16 protein-coding genes and 2 pseudogenes are annotated in these 18,898 nt (G+C 43.7%); 12 read left to right on the plus strand and 6 right to left on the minus strand.

Translation table 11 applies throughout. The annotated features are described in order from the left end of the window. The first annotated feature begins 19 nt into the window (after positions 1-19). Positions 20-793: an ABC transporter permease gene (locus FQV37_RS11480; RefSeq protein WP_160023143.1), complete on the plus strand. Its 774-nt coding sequence runs from the start codon at positions 20-22 to the stop codon at positions 791-793. A gap of 65 nt (positions 794-858) precedes the next feature. After that, positions 859-1,746 (plus strand): NADPH-dependent 7-cyano-7-deazaguanine reductase QueF, encoded by an 888-nt coding sequence (gene queF / locus FQV37_RS11485; protein WP_160023113.1) that lies wholly within the window; start codon positions 859-861, stop codon positions 1,744-1,746. A 106-nt stretch (positions 1,747-1,852) separates the two neighbouring features. Here the strand turns inward: queF and FQV37_RS11490 are convergent, their stop codons facing one another. Then, on the minus strand, positions 1,853-3,571 hold the full coding sequence (locus FQV37_RS11490) for a proline--tRNA ligase (protein ID WP_160023115.1): 1,719 nt from the start codon (positions 3,569-3,571) through the stop codon (positions 1,853-1,855). A gap of 593 nt (positions 3,572-4,164) precedes the next feature. Here FQV37_RS11490 and FQV37_RS11495 point away from each other — a divergent pair. Beyond that, positions 4,165-4,905, plus strand: coding sequence for a DUF4230 domain-containing protein (locus FQV37_RS11495; protein ID WP_160023117.1), 741 nt, complete (start codon positions 4,165-4,167; stop codon positions 4,903-4,905). Positions 4,906-4,932: 27 nt separating this feature from the next. Here FQV37_RS11495 and FQV37_RS11500 read toward each other — a convergent pair whose 3' ends face one another. Continuing rightward, positions 4,933-6,549, minus strand: coding sequence for a cryptochrome/photolyase family protein (locus FQV37_RS11500; protein ID WP_160023119.1), 1,617 nt, complete (start codon positions 6,547-6,549; stop codon positions 4,933-4,935). Between the two features lie 171 nt (positions 6,550-6,720). On the opposite strand from FQV37_RS11500, the gene FQV37_RS11505 reads away from it, so the two are divergent. The 8 genes from FQV37_RS11505 to FQV37_RS11540 all read left to right on the plus strand — a co-directional run bounded on the left by FQV37_RS11505 (position 6,721) and on the right by FQV37_RS11540 (position 15,826). Beyond that, on the plus strand, positions 6,721-7,422 hold the full coding sequence (locus tag FQV37_RS11505; RefSeq protein WP_277342693.1) for a phosphoribosylanthranilate isomerase: 702 nt from the start codon (positions 6,721-6,723) through the stop codon (positions 7,420-7,422). A 160-nt stretch (positions 7,423-7,582) separates the two neighbouring features. After that, entirely contained in the window at positions 7,583-8,857 is a 1,275-nt protein-coding gene (gene trpB, locus FQV37_RS11510; protein WP_160023123.1) for a tryptophan synthase subunit beta, read from the plus strand. 164 nt (positions 8,858-9,021) lie between these two features. Beyond that, positions 9,022-9,783 (plus strand): hypothetical protein, encoded by a 762-nt coding sequence (locus FQV37_RS11515; protein ID WP_160023125.1) that lies wholly within the window; start codon positions 9,022-9,024, stop codon positions 9,781-9,783. Between the two features lie 53 nt (positions 9,784-9,836). Continuing rightward, complete coding sequence (gene trpA, locus FQV37_RS11520) at positions 9,837-10,661, plus strand: tryptophan synthase subunit alpha (RefSeq protein WP_160023127.1); 825 nt, start codon at positions 9,837-9,839, stop codon at positions 10,659-10,661. Between the two features lie 397 nt (positions 10,662-11,058). Continuing rightward, positions 11,059-12,006 (plus strand): acetyl-CoA carboxylase, carboxyltransferase subunit beta, encoded by a 948-nt coding sequence (gene accD, locus FQV37_RS11525; protein ID WP_205962091.1) that lies wholly within the window; start codon positions 11,059-11,061, stop codon positions 12,004-12,006. A 200-nt stretch (positions 12,007-12,206) separates the two neighbouring features. Continuing rightward, positions 12,207-13,580 carry a bifunctional folylpolyglutamate synthase/dihydrofolate synthase gene (locus tag FQV37_RS11530; RefSeq protein ID WP_160023129.1) on the plus strand — a complete coding sequence of 458 codons (1,374 nt, stop codon included), beginning with the start codon at positions 12,207-12,209 and terminating at the stop codon, positions 13,578-13,580. 258 nt (positions 13,581-13,838) lie between these two features. Beyond that, a complete protein-coding gene (locus tag FQV37_RS11535) occupies positions 13,839-15,044 on the plus strand; it encodes an SPOR and LysM peptidoglycan-binding domain-containing protein (RefSeq protein ID WP_160023131.1) in 1,206 nt (401 codons plus the stop codon). 251 nt (positions 15,045-15,295) lie between these two features. Then, on the plus strand, positions 15,296-15,826 hold the full coding sequence (locus FQV37_RS11540) for a DUF2726 domain-containing protein (protein WP_160023133.1): 531 nt from the start codon (positions 15,296-15,298) through the stop codon (positions 15,824-15,826). Between the two features lie 81 nt (positions 15,827-15,907). Here the strand turns inward: FQV37_RS11540 and FQV37_RS11545 are convergent, their stop codons facing one another. From FQV37_RS11545 to FQV37_RS11555, 3 genes and pseudogenes are all read right to left on the minus strand, one after another. Further along, positions 15,908-16,885, minus strand: coding sequence for a DUF1853 family protein (locus tag FQV37_RS11545; RefSeq protein ID WP_160023135.1), 978 nt, complete (start codon positions 16,883-16,885; stop codon positions 15,908-15,910). A gap of 102 nt (positions 16,886-16,987) precedes the next feature. Further along, positions 16,988-17,164 carry a hypothetical protein gene (locus FQV37_RS11550; RefSeq protein WP_160023137.1) on the minus strand — a complete coding sequence of 59 codons (177 nt, stop codon included), beginning with the start codon at positions 17,162-17,164 and terminating at the stop codon, positions 16,988-16,990. A gap of 123 nt (positions 17,165-17,287) precedes the next feature. Next, positions 17,288-17,431 (minus strand): annotated as a pseudogene (locus tag FQV37_RS11555) (transposase); the annotation flags it as partial. 57 nt (positions 17,432-17,488) lie between these two features. Here FQV37_RS11555 and FQV37_RS11560 point away from each other — a divergent pair. Beyond that, positions 17,489-18,703, plus strand: coding sequence for an IS256 family transposase (locus FQV37_RS11560; protein WP_160023139.1), 1,215 nt, complete (start codon positions 17,489-17,491; stop codon positions 18,701-18,703). Positions 18,704-18,726: 23 nt separating this feature from the next. Here FQV37_RS11560 and FQV37_RS11565 read toward each other — a convergent pair. Next, positions 18,727-18,898 (minus strand): annotated as a pseudogene (locus tag FQV37_RS11565) (transposase); the annotation flags it as partial.

Consider the following 18,898-nt stretch of genomic DNA (forward strand, 5'->3'; position numbering starts at 1 on the left):
AGTCGATCATAATAAAACAATGTCATTGAGTAAAAAATGGATTGCGTTTCGTACTATTTGGTTCAAAGAAGTACGCCGTATTTTACGTATCTGGCCGCAGACGTTACTACCGCCAGTTATCACGATGAGTTTGTATTTTGTCATCTTTGGTAAGATGATTGGTTCGCGTGTGGGTGAGATGGGCGGCGTGCCTTACATGCAGTTTATCGTGCCTGGTTTGATCATGATGTCGATCATTACCAACAGTTACTCTAACGTCGTCTCAAGCTTCTTTAGTGCCAAGTTCACGTCTAGTATCGAAGAGCTTTTGGTCTCGCCAGTATCCAAGCATGCTATTTTGATGGGTTATATCAGTGGTGGTATCTTCCGTGGACTGGCTATCGGTGTGATTGTCTCGATAGTGGCGCTGTTCTTTACCGATCTTGGTATCGAGCATTTATTTGTGACTATATTTACGGTACTTGGCACGTCTATCTTGTTTTCGTTAGGTGGTTTTATCAATGCGGTATTTGCACGCTCGTTTGATGATATCTCTATTATCCCAAGCTTTGTACTGACGCCATTGACCTATCTTGGCGGTGTGTTTTATTCGATGGAAAATTTGTCGCCATTTTGGCAAAATGTTTCGCTATTGAATCCTATCGTCTATATGGTCAACTCATTCCGTTACGGTATTCTTGGCTACTCTGATGTCAATGTTTGGTATTCGATGGCGGCTATTTTCGTGTTCTGTGCGATATTTTATACCATCGCTTATCGCTTGCTAAGTAATGGCTCGCGTGTACGTTTGTAGTGCGTATTATTCGCTAAGTATATTATTTAGAGCAAATTTTAAACGGTTTAATATTAGGAAGACAGATGAGTATTCACGGTATCTTGGGTGAGCAAACCACAGACTATCCAACTGAGTATAGCCCAGAGACGCTATATCCGATTGCGCGCAGCATGGGACGTGATGCGATTGGTTGGCAAAACGATAAGCTAGCCGTTGGTGTCGATTGGTGGCAGGCCTTTGAGATCTCTTGGTTAAACCCGCAAGGTATCTCGCAAGTGGCGATTGCACGCTTTAGTATTCCTGCTAGCTCACCGTTTATCGTAGAATCAAAATCGCTTAAGTTATATTTGAATAGTATTAACTTTACCGAGTTCGCCAGTTGGAACGACGTACAAGCGTTGATTGCGAAAGACTTGTCAGCTTGTTTACAAGCAGACGTACAGGTAGCATTATTTGGCTTGAATGATGATTTAAATGGTAACGAAACAGCGTTATTGATCGCTCAGCCTGAGGGTGTTTGCATTGATGAAGCACTAGCAGGCAGTACGGATAAAGTTGCGTTAGCTGAACATCCTGATGCGTCATTGCTAAGTGCTAGCGAAGAAATAGCCGCGAGTAGTGAAAGCATGGTAAATGAGGATACGCAGCCGTATACCTTTTATTCCAATCTACTGCGTAGTAACTGCCCAGTGACCAATCAACCAGATTGGGGCACTTTGGCCGTATCGATTACGACTGATAAGCCTTTTAATAATGCAAATATGCTGCGCTATATATTGAGCTTCCGTCAGCACAATGGTTTTCATGAGCAGTGTGTTGAGCAGATATTTGCTGATTTGAGCCAATACTACCAGCCGAGTGAGCTGATGGTACGGGCATGGTATACGCGCCGCGGTGGTATCGATATCAATCCTTGCCGTGTCAGTGATATCCGTTTATTGCCTAAGCCAAGCCGTTTAATCCGCCAGTAAGTTCTCCATAAAAATACAATGTTAAGTAGTTTTTAAGCCAATAAAAAAGCGCCTATCTCATCATGTGAGATAGGCGCTTTTCGTTATATAGTCTTTAATTACAAGACTATTTACCGCTTACTTTTGCCATAACTTCTTCACGGCTTAGCATTTGTTTTTCGGCTTCACGGCGATTGACGTACTCATACTTGTCTTCCGCCAAGTTGCGATCAGACACGACGATACGATGCGGTATACCAATCAACTCAAGATCAGCAAACTTAACGCCTGGGCGCTCGTTACGATCGTCCAGTAGTACATTGATGCCTTGAGCTTTCAACTCTTCATACAGGGCGGTTGCCGTCTGCATGACCGTCTCTTCTTTAGACTTCATCGGGATGATAGCGACTTCAAAAGGAGCGATCGAATCATCAACCGTTGGCGTTTTTGGCCACATGATGCCGTTTTCATCATTGTTCTGCTCGATAGCAGCGGCAATGATACGACTAACGCCAATACCATAACAGCCCATCATCAAGGTAACAGGTTTGCCATCTTCACCAGAAACTGTACAGTTCATCGCTTGTGAGTATTTATCACCCAACTGGAAGATATGACCGACTTCGATACCACGTTTGATTTTTAGACTGCCTTTACCATCAGGAGACGGGTCGCCTTCTTGTACATTGCGCACATCAACGATGCGAGTAATGCGAGTATCACGTGCCCAGTTCATACCGATAGTATGTTTGTTCACTTCATTGGCACCGCAAACAAAATCTGACAACGCAGCTGCTGAACGATCAACAAACACAGGCATATCTAAATTAACGCCGATATAGCCTTTGTGCAGGCCTGCCGCTTTTAGCTCTTCGTCAGATGCTAACGTCAATGGTACGTTGGCTTCTTCGATTTTCTCAGCCTTGATAGTATTGAGCTGATGATCGCCGCGCAACACGACAGCAATCAGTTGTGGCTCATCATTCTCAGTATGACCATGAACGATCAAGGTTTTAACCGTCGTTTCTAACGGGATGTCCAAGTGTTCAGCAACCATTTTACAGCTGGTCATACCTTCGGTCAGAACGTCTTCACGCTCCATTTTTGGCGGTTGACGCTCAGCGGTGCTGACAGATTCTGCTAGCTCAACGTTGGCTGCATAGTCAGATGAGTCCGAAAACGCAATATCGTCTTCGCCGCTATCTGCCAATACATGGAACTCATGTGAGGCAAAACCACCGATAGAGCCTGTATCTGCTTGTACCGCACGGAAATCTAAGCCCAAGCGGGTAAAGATGCGTGTATAAGCGTCATACATATCATGGTAAGTTTTGGCCAATGAGGCTTGATCCACATGGAAAGAGTAAGCATCTTTCATGGTGAATTCACGGGCGCGCATCACACCGAAGCGTGGACGAATCTCGTCACGGAATTTACCTTGAATCTGAAAGAAAGTAATCGGTAGTTGTTTATAACTACGTAGCTCGCCTTGTGCTAGATTGGTGATGACTTCTTCGTGCGTTGGACCAAGCACAAAGTCGCGATCATGACGGTCTTTGAAGCGCAATAGCTCAGGACCATAATCATCAAAACGTCCGGTCGTCTGCCAAAGTTCAGCAGGCTGAGTCATCGGCATTAGCACTTCTTGTGCACCAACGTTTTGCATCTCTTCACGAACAATACGTTCGACCTTTTGTAAGACGCGCAGACCCATAGGCAACCAAATATACAATCCAGAAGCAATCTTGCGGATAAGACCAGCACGCACCATCAATTGGCTTGAGGCAATGTCGGCGTCACTTGGGGTTTCTTTTAGTGTGGCAAATAAAAATTGACTGGCTTTCATAAATAAAGCGTAACCTTATCAACGATAAAAAAATAAGAAATAGTAGGATGTTGAGCGTATGGCTAATCGTTTCATTGCCGCCGCAAGCTTACCTTTATCACTTAGCAATAATCTAGGGTATTTCCTAGTTACCAACCTGCTTATATACAAAGCACATCAGTAAAAACCACTCTCATAAAAGAGAGGTAGATTTGATTTGATGTATCAATATGCCAAAAATGCAATATATCCAGGTCAAAACCCTGATAAATGCTTTAAGACTGACATTTTATTCATACAATCTGACTATGTTAGGTAAAGTTCGCCTAAGACGCAATGACTTTTTGTCTTTTCAGACCGAACGTGACACAAAGGCTTCAATAAGGGATAAATAATTGAGCTATTCATATGATTTTATAGCGAAAGCATTGCTTATTTTGGTGACAGTTTATTGAGGTGGTTGCGTAGAGGTTTATGCATAAAGTTATGTAGAGGAATGGTAGCCATTACTTGAATTTACTGCACAATAGTCGCATTTATAGACTAAGCATCTGTTCCGTTTTTACAACGCTTTTAGCCTTACCAAACGATGCAACATTATAAAGGTAGCTTCTATGGATAATCCTGATATGAATAACGCTAAAGCGACTCAAAAGCCTGAGAAACGTCCTATTGTGACAATGTCGTGGGTGATATTACTCATTGGCTTAGTAGCGATTGTCTTTGCTATTTATAGCGCGCAAAACAAACCAGAAGAAGCGCCGATAGAAACTATTACTCGCGAAGGGGTGGTTACGCAAATTCAGCAGTTAAATCGCTTACATACCGTCGCATTTAGTGTCGATACAGTGATTACGAGCGAGCGACCTGGGAGCTGGATGAAACTGTGGCAGGATGAGCAAAAGGCATTGTTTATCGCTCATGGTCGCGTAGAAGCAGGCGTTGATTTGAGTGTACTGACACCTGAGATGGTACAAGTAGTGCAACCTGCTCAAGCTAATGAGGATGAAGAGCAAGTAGCTGAGCCCAACTCACCAGCTGCCACTATGCCGCAAATCAATATTACTTTGCCGCCTACAGAGATATTTTCAGCATATCTGGATGATATCGAGATTTATGACTGGCAGACAGGGGCTTTTGGCATGATGCAAGTTGACCCTAAGATATTGGCACAGGCACAGACCATGGCAAAAAAAGAAGTGCTTGAACGTGCCTGCCGAGGTGATGTCATGAATATGGCATTGCAAAATGCGCAAACCCAGTTGCAGCAGCTGTTTGCACTCACGGGAGCGGTAGTGACGGTTACTAATCAGGGTGCAGGCGCATGTCAATTGCCAGTCACTACTAATAGCTAGTCTGCTGGTTGTTTTCTAAAATTAAGCCTATTTTTTAAACTCAGCAATAGCCAGCTTGCGCGCCGATTTATGCTCGACCATTGGCGCAGGATAGTCGACATCGGCAAACTTACCACCTTTTGCCAATTCCTTACGCATCTTATCTTCGTTATGTAAGATGCTATTAGGAATGTCTTTTAACTCTGGTAGCCAAGTCTTAATAAACAGAGCTTTAGAATCGTGTGTATTGGCTTGGCTAAAGGGGTTCATAATACGGAAGTAGGGCGCTGAGTCCGTACCTGTCGACGCGCTCCATTGCCAGCCGCCGTTATTGGATGCAAAATCGCCATCTATCAGCTGCTGCATAAAGTAACGCTCACCCAAGCGCCAATCAATCAGTAAGTCCTTTGTCAAAAACATCGCTGTTACCATTCGCAATCGATTGTGCATAAACCCTGTCGCATTTAAACAACGCATCGCAGCATCTACGAGCGGTACGCCTGTCTTACCAGTGCACCATGTCTCAAAATCATCAGTGTTATACGACCAATTAATGTTGGTATCAGTCTCTTCTTTATACGCTTTATGACGAATCAGGTTTGGTTTTTCTACTATTACATGACGATAAAAGTCTCGCCACGCAAGCTCGCTTATCCAGCGATTGATGTCTTCATTGTCGCTGTCATTGCCGTGTAGATCTTCTTGTGCTGCATTTGCCTGTAGATAGCAGAGTCTAGGACTGATAGAGCCTATAGTGAGGTAAGCCGATAGCTGACTGGTTGCATGCAGATGGGGGACATCACGGCTTACATCATAATCATTGATATCATCATCGACGAATGCCTCTAGACGCTGGCAAGCGGAAGACTCACCTGCAGGATAAGCGTCTCTTGCTTGGTCAAGCTGAGCTATTATATTGATATGTTGCAATGACTCATTCTTTTCTAATGTCTGCTGATAGTCACTCAGCATTTTTTCATTTAGGGCTTTGATATCGTCGATTGTATTGGCAAACGTTTGCGATGATTTTAGTTTGATTTTATAATCGCTATCCACTGTAGGTGCTTCATGCATTTGAATGGTACTGACGTCCAACGTATGTCGCCATTTTTTATAAAATGGGGTGAAGACCTTATACATGCTATCGCCATCATTGGTCGTGATACTTTGCGGTGGCAAAATGCATTGGTCATGCCAGCGGACGAACTCGATGTCGTTTTTTGCAAGTTGCTTGTTCAATTGCTCATCACGATCAATCTCATTGCCTTCGTACTCGTGATTGGCCATGACGCAGCTGATTTCATTGTCGTTGCATAAGGTTGTAAGCGCCTTTATACAGTCTGAGAAGTTTGGACAAACTTGAACGATCAAGGTGATGTTTAGTTTTTCTTGTAACTCCTTTGCTAGAATAGGTAGCGTGCGAGCAATATGATCGACTTGTACAAGGGAGGTATCGTGTGCTTGCCACTGCTCAGGGGTCAAAAAGAATACGGCAGATACCGAAGCTTTATCTTCCTTTGCACGTTCACAAAGCGCTGCTAAAGCGGTATTGTCATGAATGCGTAGGTCACGACGAAACCACATCAAGTAATGCGGTGGATTTTTGCTAGTAGCATTGTCGTCAGTATCAGTATTATTGGCGGCTGTCTGCGCAGTCTTAGACATCAAAGTATCCCTATATTAATCAATCGCAATCATAAACAAAACTAAGGATAAAAGTATGCTAGGATAAGTTTTTGGATGCAATGGCTTTGCCGTTTGGTTAACAAAACCTCATCACATCTAACGATTTATCTTTAGCTTGAACCTATCTGATGCCGCTATAATCGGTGTCATATTCAGCACCATGAAACGCAAGGTCACAAAATGCACGTTAAGTTTTGCGGGTTTACTCAGCTTAGTGATATACAGACTGCGGCACAGCTAGGTGCAGATGCAGTGGGTTTGGTGTTTTATCCACCAAGTCCACGTGCGGTCACAATAGCGCAGGCGCAAACTCTGAGCGCTGCCGTACCTGCTTTTGTCAGCGTGGTGGCACTGGTAGTCAATATGCCCAAAGATGAGCTGATTAACTTAGCAAACAACGTCTCTTTTGATATTATCCAGTTCCATGGTGATGAAACGCCTGAGCAATGCCAACAGCTGGCAGGTATGGTCAATAAACGCTGGATCAAAGCATTGCGTATCAATACAGAGCAAGATACCCTCGATAGTGTCCGCGCCCAAATTAATCAATTTGCGACCGCAGGTGCCAGTAGTATTTTATTGGATGCTTATCATCAGCATAAGTATGGCGGTACAGGCGCACGTTTTGACTGGAGTCTCATTCCACATGACAGTGCACTACCGATCGTGTTGGCTGGTGGGCTCGATGCTGACAATGTTGCTGCGACATTAGATTTGCCTATTTATGGCGTCGATGTGAGCGGTGGTATTGAGGTTGATAAAGGTAAAAAAGACGCTGCCAAAATGCGTGCCTTTATGAAAGCGGTCAAGCGTGATCGATGGCAAAACGCTACGGTCACTGGCGCCATCTAAGTGGGTTTGTATCAAGCTATTTGCCATACATAATCTGCTTAGTTGATCGTTATTCCGATTTTTCTGCTTAAATCTTATTAGATTATTATCCCTTTTATTATTTTCTCTCTAGTTATCTAAAGTTATCTAAAAAATACCACTTATTACAGTAGGAATTATCATGAGTCATGTCGAGAACAAAGATTTATCTGCTACCGCACAGTCTGTAAACACTTTTACCAATCCTGAAAATGTACAGGACTTCAACCAGTATCCTGATGCGCGCGGTCATTTCGGTGTACATGGGGGGCGTTTTGTCTCTGAGACGCTAATGGCTGCTCTAGAAGAGCTAGAAACGCTTTATACCAAAGTAAAAGCAGACCCAGCATTCTGGGAAGAGTATCACAACGATTTGGTCAATTATGTCGGTCGTCCAACGCCGCTGTATCATGCTAAGCGTTTGAGCGATGAGATTGGCGGTGCGCAAATTTACTTCAAACGTGAAGATCTAAACCATACAGGCGCACATAAAGTAAATAACACCATTGGTCAGGCACTGCTTGCCAAAATGTGTGGTAAAAAACGTATCATCGCTGAGACTGGTGCAGGACAGCATGGCGTAGCCACGGCAACTATTGCGGCACGCTTAGGGCTAGAGTGTATCGTCTATATGGGTGCTGACGATGTCGAGCGTCAAAAGATGAATGTTTATCGTATGCGCTTACTTGGCGCAACAGTTGTGCCCGTCACTTCTGGCTCACGTACGCTCAAAGACGCGATGAACGAAGCCATGCGTGATTGGGTGACCAATGTTGATAGCACGTATTATATTATTGGTACGGTTGCAGGGCCGCACCCTTATCCGCTATTGGTTCGTGATTTCCAAGCGATTATTGGGAAAGAAGCGCGCATTCAGCATTTAGAAAAAACAGGAAAAATGCCAGATGCATTGGTTGCGTGTGTTGGCGGTGGCTCAAACGCGATTGGTTTGTTCTTTGACTTCCTAAACGATACTGAAGTAAAAATGTATGGCGTCGAGGCAACAGGCGATGGTATCGAGTCAGGTCGTCATTCAGCACCATTGGCTGCTGGCCGTATCGGTGTGCTACATGGCAACCGTACTTACCTCATGGCAGATGATGATGGCCAAATTCAAGAGACGCATTCTATCTCAGCCGGTCTTGACTATCCTGGTGTTGGTCCAGAGCATAGCTTCTTGAAAGACATGAAGCGCGTTGAATATGTTGGCTGTACTGACAAAGAGGCGCTAGAAGGCTTCCATGAGTCTACGCGTAAAGAAGGCATCATTCCTGCGCTTGAGACTGCTCATGCTGTCGCGTATGCATTGAAACTGGCTAAAACCATGACACCTGATCAGACAATCATCGTTAATATGTCAGGTCGCGGTGACAAAGATTTGCATTCAGTGATGAAGGCAGAAGGGATTGAGATGTAGTAAGAGTAGAGTAGTTTAGATGGTTGTATAAGAAAGTTTAGTAGCGTATTAACTTGATTAGGTATCATAAATCTCAATACGCTAATTGATAATTACTTCACTCTATAGAGTAGAGTAGTTATCAATATTGCTAGCTATTTTTTTATTATCGATAGTATACCTCCATGAATTTGAACCGCTTAATACCGAGTAAGCCTAGCCAGTTGGGCAAGTATCCAGACCAAGCAGTGCTAACAGCGCCAGTCACAATAAGTGTGGGTGTACCTACTGAAAGCGTCAGTTTTTGGCAGAGTTATGGTTTCTTTATAGTTGTCATTGTATGGTCAGTGATGTATGTCTTTATGGCCGTTTGGGAGTTTTCGACAGGTTATACGGTTACGACAATTGATGAAATTTTAAGAAATATTCTTGGGCTTTGGTCTCTTTTAGCTATACCCATGTTGTTTTTATTTCTGATGATATGTTGGTTGCATCGTGCCCAAAAAGGTTTTGTTGTGCCAAATCCATGGGTTGCTAGAAAATGGACTTGGAAGCATATCCCTATACTTATAATCAATAAAGATAATATCCAATTGACGTCTCAGTTTTGTATAGCTAATAAAAATTTTCAGCACGATAAAGTCATAAATTATGATGACGTTGAAGCATTTTATCTTAACCAAATTCGAGGAAGCACTGTTGGTTTTTGGATAGATTACACAGAAATATATAGTAGAAAGATGAAAAACCGAGGGAACAAGGTGCAAGGTCTAATATTTAATAAAAATATTCCACTGTGCGCGAGGCACAATGTTTTAAACGGTCTATACTACATAGAGCAGCGTGAAATTCTAAATATTATGAATACTTTTCATAAGCAAAGAACTGATGATATTAAATATTTGTCGCAAGATAACCATGATAATTTAATGGATATTGGCTGGTAAGAATACACTTATATAAGCTAAAAATTTATTTAACAAAATTATAAGAGATCACTATGACCAGAATTGAAAGCACTTTTGAAACTTTAAAATCACAAAACAAAAAAGCCCTGATTCCTTATGTGATGGCAGGCGATCCTAATCCTGCAACCACTGTCGGTCTATTGCATGACTTAGTCAAGCACGGCGCAGATATGATCGAAGTCGGTTTACCATTCTCTGATCCAATGGCCGATGGCCCAACTGTAGCGTTGGCTGGTGAGCGTGCATTAGCAGCAGGTACGAGTACTCGTGATGCATTGAAGATGGTTGCAGAGTTCCGTCAAACAGATACGCAAACGCCAATTATCCTAATGGGTTATCTCAATCCTGTTGAAATCATCGGTTATGACAACTTTGTGGCGCTATGTGAGCAGTCAGGTGTTGATGGTTTATTGATGGTAGATTTGCCACCAGCAGAGGCGGGTAGCTTTACGCAGCATTTGACTGATCATTCGATGAATGAGATTTTCTTGTTATCGCCAACCACCTTACCTGAGCGCCGTGAGCAAGTATTGACTCATTGTGGGGGCTATATTTATTATGTATCACTAAAAGGTGTGACTGGTTCAGCCACGCTAGATACTGATGACGTTGCCACCCAAGTTCAAGCAATCAAAGCAGAAACAGACTTGCCAGTATGCGTCGGCTTCGGTATCCGTGATGGTGCCTCTGCAAAAGCGATCGGTACTCATGCAGATGGCGTTATCGTCGGTAGTGCATTGGTACAGAATTTTGCCGATATTGATGCCAACGATACCGCTGCGGTTGCAAATGCACAGCAGAACATCATGGCAAAAATGGATGAGCTACGTGCAGCGTTAGACAGCTTAAGCGCTTAATAGCTATTGCTTTCATATTGTTGTTACTTGAAGAAGTAGTTATTTGAAGAAATAGTTATTTGAGACGGCAAAGTCAAATTGCAGCTATTGTTTACCTAAGACTTTACTTAAAAGCTTTACGTGAAGACAATACTAAATGACTTTGCTAAAATTAGTTTACGAGTGTAAACTAACATCACTATTATATGGTGTCTGATAGTGGTAGTTTGTGAGTCATTTTGATTGGCAAATACATTATCTATCAATAAGCGCATAATCAAATTACCGACATACGAGATTTATTTATCAGTATGTTGCATGACTGCTCATGTTATGACTGCATTAGATGCTTTGTTTAGACAACCATTAAACTCTCAATGACAAGCGCATGAGCACACTTGTCAATAAGCCTTTTATGATGGCAAATAATATGACTGATACAATAACAAAACCCGATAACAATACTGCTAAAGCCGTGCCAAACAGCAATACGGATAGGCAGTCATGGTTTAACCGTCCTATCCCAGGTATCAAGCAGCATTTGACTGCGCCACTGTCTGCGGTAGAGACTGAACCGTCAACTAAGTGTAGTAATTGTCATTCGATGATTACTAACACAGCGCTAATTTTTAACTGTTATGTGTGCCCGCATTGTGATCATCATTTACCGATGAGTGCTCGTGAGCGCTTGAACTGGTTACTTGATCAAGTAGACGGCGAGACAGGACAAGAATTTACGGCAAAAGATCCATTGAGCTTTGTGGATAGTAAGCCATATCCTGCGCGTATGAGTGAAGCACAAGAAAAAACAGGTGAGTCTGAGGCGTTGGTTGCTATGTATGGCAAACTGCGTAACCTTGATATCGTTGCCTGTGCTTTTGATTTCCGCTTTATGGGCGGGTCAATGGGTTCAGTTGTTGGCGATCGTTTCGTTCAAGCAGCTGAAAAAGCGCTAGAGCAAAAAGTACCTTTGGTTTGCTTTGCCGCTTCTGGCGGTGCACGTATGCAAGAAGGCCTGCTATCGTTGATGCAAATGGCACGCACGGCAGCAGCGATTGAGCGTCTAAGAATCGCTGGGATTCCTTATATTGTGGTATTGACCAATCCGGTGTACGGCGGTGTAACTGCATCACTGGCGATGCTGGGTGATATCCATCTAGCAGAACCAAAAGCGATGATCGGTTTCGCTGGTAAGCGTGTGATTGAGCAGACTGTACGTGAGACGTTAGAAGAGCCATTCCAGCGCGCTGAGTTCTTATTAGAGCATGGTGTGGTGGATGAAGTGGTACATCGTCATCAGCTAATCGATACGATCTATCGTCTACTTGCAAAACTGTGCCGCGTACCAAATGTAGATGCTCAGTAAAATGAGATGCTCAATAAGGTAAATGACTCAGTATAATGAATCATTTATTGAGTGCACAAAGACTTAGCTGCGTGCTAACATCTACTGCATATGCAAGACCCTCTAATAGCATTTATCGTCATTGCACGGTAAGTGCTATTTTTGGTTTTAGCCAACACATATATTTTTATCTCTTATTAAATTTTATATAGGTTTTATCCATGTCTGACCTTTTAGCATCTGACCTTCGCAGCCCCAACGCCCATAGTCCTAATGAAAGTGCTAGCCTAACTGAGTGGCTCGATTATATGCAGCAGATTCATGTGTCTGCAATCGATATGGGATTGTCACGTGTATTGCCTGTCGCAGAAGCGTTAGGCGTGGTGCAATCAGCCAAAGATGACGCTTATGTATTTACTGTAGCAGGTACCAATGGCAAAGGCTCGACAACCGCTGTCATCGCCGAAATGTGTAAAGCCGCAGGTTATAAGACGGCACTATATCAGTCGCCACATCTTAGCGCCTTCAATGAGCGTGTACGTATCAATGGCGAGATGGTCAGCGATCAGACGCTGATTGAGGCTTTTAGCAAAGTAGAAGCAGCACGCTTACAGTGCGAGTTGACGTTGTCGTTCTTTGAGATGACCACACTAGCAGCGCTATTGATATTCGCTGAAGCAGACTGTGACGTGTGGGTATTAGAAGTAGGGTTAGGCGGCCGCCTAGATGTGGTCAATATTATTGATCCTGACATGGCAGTTATTACCAATATCGGTATCGATCACGTTGACTGGTTGGGTGACAATGTCGAGGATATTGGTCGTGAAAAAGCAGGTATCTTGCGCAACGGCATTCCTCTGATTTATGGTAGTACTGAGATGCCAGTTAGCGTGCAACAATCTATCGATACCCAGCAGGCAACTTGTTATCAAATAGGACAAGATTTTAGCTACCGCGATATTGATTCAACGACTTGGCAATACAGTAATGCGGCGGTTACCTTGCAGTTACCACGTCCTGCGTTATCGTTAACTAACACGACCAATGCATTATCAGCAGTATTAGCAAGTCCATTAGATGTCGGTATCAAGGTCATTGAGCAAGCACTACAAACTGTCAAACTGGCAGGTCGCTTCGATTATCGTGAGAACCATAGCCGCCATTGGTTGTTTGATGTGGCGCATAATGAGCAAGGCGTTGAGTTCTTATTAGCCCAGCTATCACCGTTTTGGCAGCAGCATGTAGCCAAGCAAAGTAATCAAGATAGCTCAGCGGATATCCCTACACCAAAGATAAAAATGCTATTTTCTATGTTAGGTGATAAAGATATTGATAAGGTTGTGCAGCGCTTAACCCAAGCAGGCTTACCGATTAGTGACTGGTTTATCGCTGAGATTGATTATCCTCGTGCCGCGACTACTGAGCAGCTGCAAGGTGTATTGGTTAAATATGTCGATAGCACCAATATATATGCGTTTGATGGTCTGCATATAGCGACCCATGCAGTGATAGAGGCGAGCCAGCCGCAAGACCTTATCGTCGTATGTGGCTCGTTTCATACGATCGGGGAAGCGTTAAGTGCCCTTAGCGTATGATAATTTAAGTTAAAGTAGCGCCGGTTTAATGTTAATCTTAGTCATAGCCTGATAGCAGACAGCATGAAAAATATGCTTTATAATCAAAATGATTTGCCAGACTAATAGAAGATGGTCGGCACAAATTTTGAACCCTGATGGCATTAACTGACAGTAACTGGCGGTAAGAGATCATGATTAAAGCGATTGGATATACTGCTTTGAGATAGTCACTGCGCCGCTCAATCAACCTTATTACCAACTAAGAGACGTAAACGGATGAACTTTTCGAGACAAGCCTTATTGGGCATTGGGATGATTATCGGCGGTAGCGTGATGCTATACGCCATGGTGCAACAGATTGGCGATAGCGACCAACCAGAGCCGATGTCAGCGATGGTCGACAAACTAAGCTCGGAGCAAGAGTCTCCGCAGCCGCTCACAACTGATATCGAAACAGAAAAACGTATCCTTGCGCAAAAGCAAAAAGAGCGTGCAGCTCGCGTTGCAGAGCAAGAAAAACGTGCAAAAGAGTTTTTGACAGAGCAGGAGATTGCTGAAGCAGAAGCATTGGCTAAGGCACGTGCTGAGAGCCAGCAATATGTCGATAATAGTGCGCCAGCTACTGATGAAACTACCAATACAGAGGCTACAAAAGACGTTACTACAGATCTAACGGTTCAGCCTCGTAATGAGAGTCAGTCTACTACTGATACTACAAAGTCTAGCGAAGCAGAGAAGCAAAAAGCGGCTCAAGAGCAACAAGAAGCTCAAAGGCAAGCGGCTATCAAAGAGCAAGCGGCCGCCAAAAAACTTGCTGAGAGTAAAAAACAAGCGGAGGCAGAGAAACTAGCCGAAGCAAAAAAGCAGGCGGAAGCCCAAGCAGCGGCTGAGAGAAAAAGAGAAGCAGCTGAAGCGGCTAAAAACGAGCCACCAAAATCGCCTTCTGAATACCAAATCAAGAAAGGCGATGGACTCATAAAACTGGCAAGACAATACAATATGCCTGTAGAAGTATTGGCTCAAGCTAACAATCTATCTCCATCAGCAGCGCTACAACTGGGTCAAAGTATCACCATCCCATCGAGCAAACAGGTACAGCGTCTGGAGCGTGAAGCGGCGGCAGCCGAACAAGCGCGTGAGAAGAAGCGCCAACAAGAAGAAGCGCTAGCGAAGAAATCTGCCGATGCCAAACGTGAAGCACAGCAAAAACTGAGTGAAGCGCGTAAAGAAGTCAAAGAAACAGACGCTAAGGGTAGCTTTGGAGTGCAAGTGGCTCTAGCAAATGACCAAGCCAAAGCGGATGAGTTAGCGAAAAAGTTCCGAGCAGCAGGTTATCAAGTCAAGACCAGTGCGACCAGTCGCGGTGTTCGTGTCGTGGTTGGGCCTGAACGTGGCAAAGTCGCAGCCTTAGCACTAAAAGATAAAATCAATAGTGACCCTAAAGTAAATACGACCAGCGCTTGGGTGCTTTACTGGCGTTAAGCTAGAGCGTTTCTAACGGTCTCAATGCGGCTTTTATCTACTTTATATAAAAACACGACAAATACTGTCGTGTTTTTTGTTTTATAGATTGCTGATTGGCGCCGCCTTAGTTAAGATGAGCGCCATTTTTATAATCCGTTGTTGTATAACCTGTCAGCCTATATAGGTTGCCTCGTCGTGGTCGGCGCATTATTAATTGCTATCAATAATGACAATTAGCCCATCACTCTCATACTGTATAAGGTAGAACCATGTCGTTTGGTGTTATATTCTTAATATTGGCCGTTGGGTTTTTGGGGCTGATTACGTTACCGAAGCTATTAGCAAAGCGCCCCGTCGTTGAGCCTGCTCCAAAACCTGTGCGCGGTGATGAGCTAGCGATCTGGCCATTTGCTCCGATGCCAATCATGACCGATACGGAAGTAATATTTTTTAATAAGTTAAAAAATGCGCTGCCGGAGTATCATATATTTGTCCAAGTACAGCTGTCACGGATCATTGAAGCTAATAGTAGCGAGACATCAGAGCGTAGCTTTTGGTTCAATCGTATTTGCCGCCAGAGCGTTGACTATGTGATTGTGGATGTCGATGCTCAGACTACCTTGGTCGCTATCGAGCTTGATGACTGGACACATAGTAGCAAAGCCCGCCAAAAAGCGGATGATAAAAAAGATAAGGCGCTTGCCAGTGCAGGTATTGCGATGGTGCGCTTCCATGCTGAGCGTATGCCGAGTGCCGATATGCTTAGATATGAGTTAATGCAAGTGATTGAGAGTTATTAAGCATTCTGTGAAAGCTGCTCGATTGTTAAGGCTAAAACATTATCCAAGCAGTTTCATTTTAAAATTTTAGGTTAGCTAAATTTATTCATCGATCTGGTCTGACTGCCTTGGATAAATAACGATTGGTCGATTACCTTCAAAATATAAACCTGTTTTAGGTAGTTCGCTATCTGACCAAACTATCGGCTGCTGGCGACTATCATAAGCATTTCGCTCATCATAAAAGTCGCGCTTGGTGAACCATTCAATATAATGCGCGGCTCGCAAAGCGGTAGTGTCAATCGTTGCAAGACCTGCCATGTCCCTCTTATCACACCATTCGTGTATCGGAAAGTTCGGCGTTAGCCAGTATGGCCAATCATAATCGCCGCAATCAGTTGTATTAATCGGTAAAAAGAATCGCCCTTTGATCATGCCATAACGCTTATCGATTTTTACCTGTCCGTGATTTTCTGTATCTACCCACACCGCTCGAAACTGCTTGGTTTGCATGTGCGTCATCTTGCGCTGTAGATTATCATTGGAGTTAATCCCAACCCAGTTCACAGGTTCAAAAGGTGCTGACCCCATAAAAAACTTAATGGCTAGCTCCCAATGTTCAACCAGCTGTTCTGCATGGTTATACAAGATCAAATCCAGCTCACCAGTTGTCTGCTTGCCATTATAGAGCTGCACATTGCTAGCCAGTGTCTCATACGGATGCAGCTTGCGTGCAAACCCATCCTCTAACCAAAATGACACTAAGCCTTCAAAATGAAAACCCAGACGATTGGGGCTAGGGCGTTTGAGTAAATAACGAGTCAGATATTGATAAGCGGCAGTGGTATCTAGCTCTGTTAATCGTTGCTCATACGTCTCAAACTGCGCCTGCCAAAATTGCGCGCTATGCACGGCAACCGTATGTGTACTCTGATGCGGCGCAAAGTCTAGCCATTGTGTCAAAACATTGGGACATGCTAGTACATAAGCTAAATCGCGCACATAGGGTCGGCGGTAACGTTCCCAAGGAGCGTCATCCATGAGGCGATTAAATGTGGGCTGATTGACAGGCTCGATCATAGAGTAAACCAGTGTAAAGATGTAGCATTTACCCTAACGGCTCGCTCTATAAAAGTCTATAGATGACAAGTATCTGCTAGGGTAGTGCTAAGATTTTTAGCTTTAAAACAGGATATTAATGTGATGGATATGAATACTGATATCAGATGGTGATAGCAAATAAGGTAGTAAAATACTGAGTATTGTTTTAAGTATTGGCAGTAGCCGTTTTAATATATTGTTAGGCGCGTTATGCGGTGATTGCGGCTCTAAATGCGGTGTATGCTCTTGCTGAATCATTATCTAGCTCCGATTATGCTGTTGCACTATGTTGTATAACAGTCGATAAATAGAGCATAATAAAATAAAGAGGTATTTGCAGAGTTGGAGCAACTAAAGTGTCATTTTAGCTAGGGCGTGTCTTCAATTCATCTTACAATGAACGATAGTACACGCCAGATAAAGCATTGACTTAAAATTACGCGCTAACTTCTCATAGCGAGTAGCGATACTACGAAAATGCTTAAGCCTTGCAAACATATTTTCAACAAGATGACGCAGTTTGTACGAGCCTTTCCTAAAAACTGTGTAACTGCTTATAATCCACTAACCGGAGAATAAGCAATGACTACCCAATCTGACATTAAGAAACTGGCCGAGCAAATGGCTGGTAGCATGAAAAGCTTTGATAACATCAAAGACTTCCAAAAGCAGCTCATGCAATCCTTTATCGATACTGCCTTAGAGGCTGAGATGGAAGACCATCTCGGCTATCCCAAGCATGAGAAAGCAGACAAGCCTAATAAGCGCAATGGGCACACTAAAAAGACCGTCCGCAGTGACACAGGCGAGCTTGAGATATCCACCCCAAGAGACCGTGATAGCAGCTTTGAGCCTGTACTTGTCAGTAAGCATCAAACCCGTATTAGTGGCCTTGATGACAAGATCATATTCCTTTACGCCAAGGGTCAAACCACCACTGAGATCGTAGAGAGCATTAAAGAGCTCTACGATGTCGACATCTCAAGCTCTCTTGTCTCAAGAGTCACCGATAATATATTAGATGACATCACCGCTTGGCAGAACCGGCCACTGAGCAGTGTTTATCCTATCGTCTATTTAGACTGCATCGTCGTCAAAGTACGTCAAGACAAGCAGATCATCAACAAGGCTATCTATCTGGCGCTAGGCGTGGGGCTTGACGGTAAAAAAGAGCTGCTTGGTATGTGGCTCTCAGAGAATGAAGGCGCTAAGTTCTGGCTAGGTGTTCTCACTGAACTACAAAACCGCGGCGTTCAGGACATTCTTATTGCTTGTGTCGATGGTTTAAAGGGCTTCCCCGATGCCATTAACACCGTCTATCCTCACGCTCAGGTCCAGCTTTGCATTGTTCATATGGTGCGCTATTCGATGAAGTTCGTACCTTGGACAGATAAGAAGGCAATAGCGGCTGATTTAAAGGCCATCTACGGCGCTGATACGCTTGAGATAGCAGAGGCCAACCTTGAGCACTTTGATGAAGTATGGGGCAAAGAGTACCCGCATGTCATCAAGTCTTGGCGCAATAACTGGGAGGGCTTAACGGTGTTCTTTGGTTATCCTAAAGACATCAGAAGAGTGATCTATACCACCAATGCGATAGAGTCGCTAAACAGTGTGATTCGGACAGCGGTGAATAAGCGTAAGGTGTTCCCGTCTGATCAGGCAGCGTTTAAAGTGGTGTACTTAGCCACCCAGCAGGCATCCAAAAAGTGGTCGATGCCTATTCGTAACTGGACGTCTGCTCTGAATCGCTTTATGATTATGTTTGATGATCGTATCAGTAAGCATTTAATCTAAAGGGCAGTTACACAGAATTCGGGATGGGCTCGTTTGTACAAATAGCTATCAAACTCTGGATTAGGCTGTTTGGCATTTTTCCTTTTAGGAACGACAGGTATCATATTATGGCTGCGAGCTTTGTCTCTGATAGACTCTGAGTCATAGCCTTTATCAGCGATAAAGTAATCAGCTTGCCCAATCATTTCAATCAAT

The organism is Psychrobacter nivimaris (assembly GCF_009812035.1).
GTDB classification, from domain to species: domain Bacteria; phylum Pseudomonadota; class Gammaproteobacteria; order Pseudomonadales; family Moraxellaceae; genus Psychrobacter; species Psychrobacter nivimaris.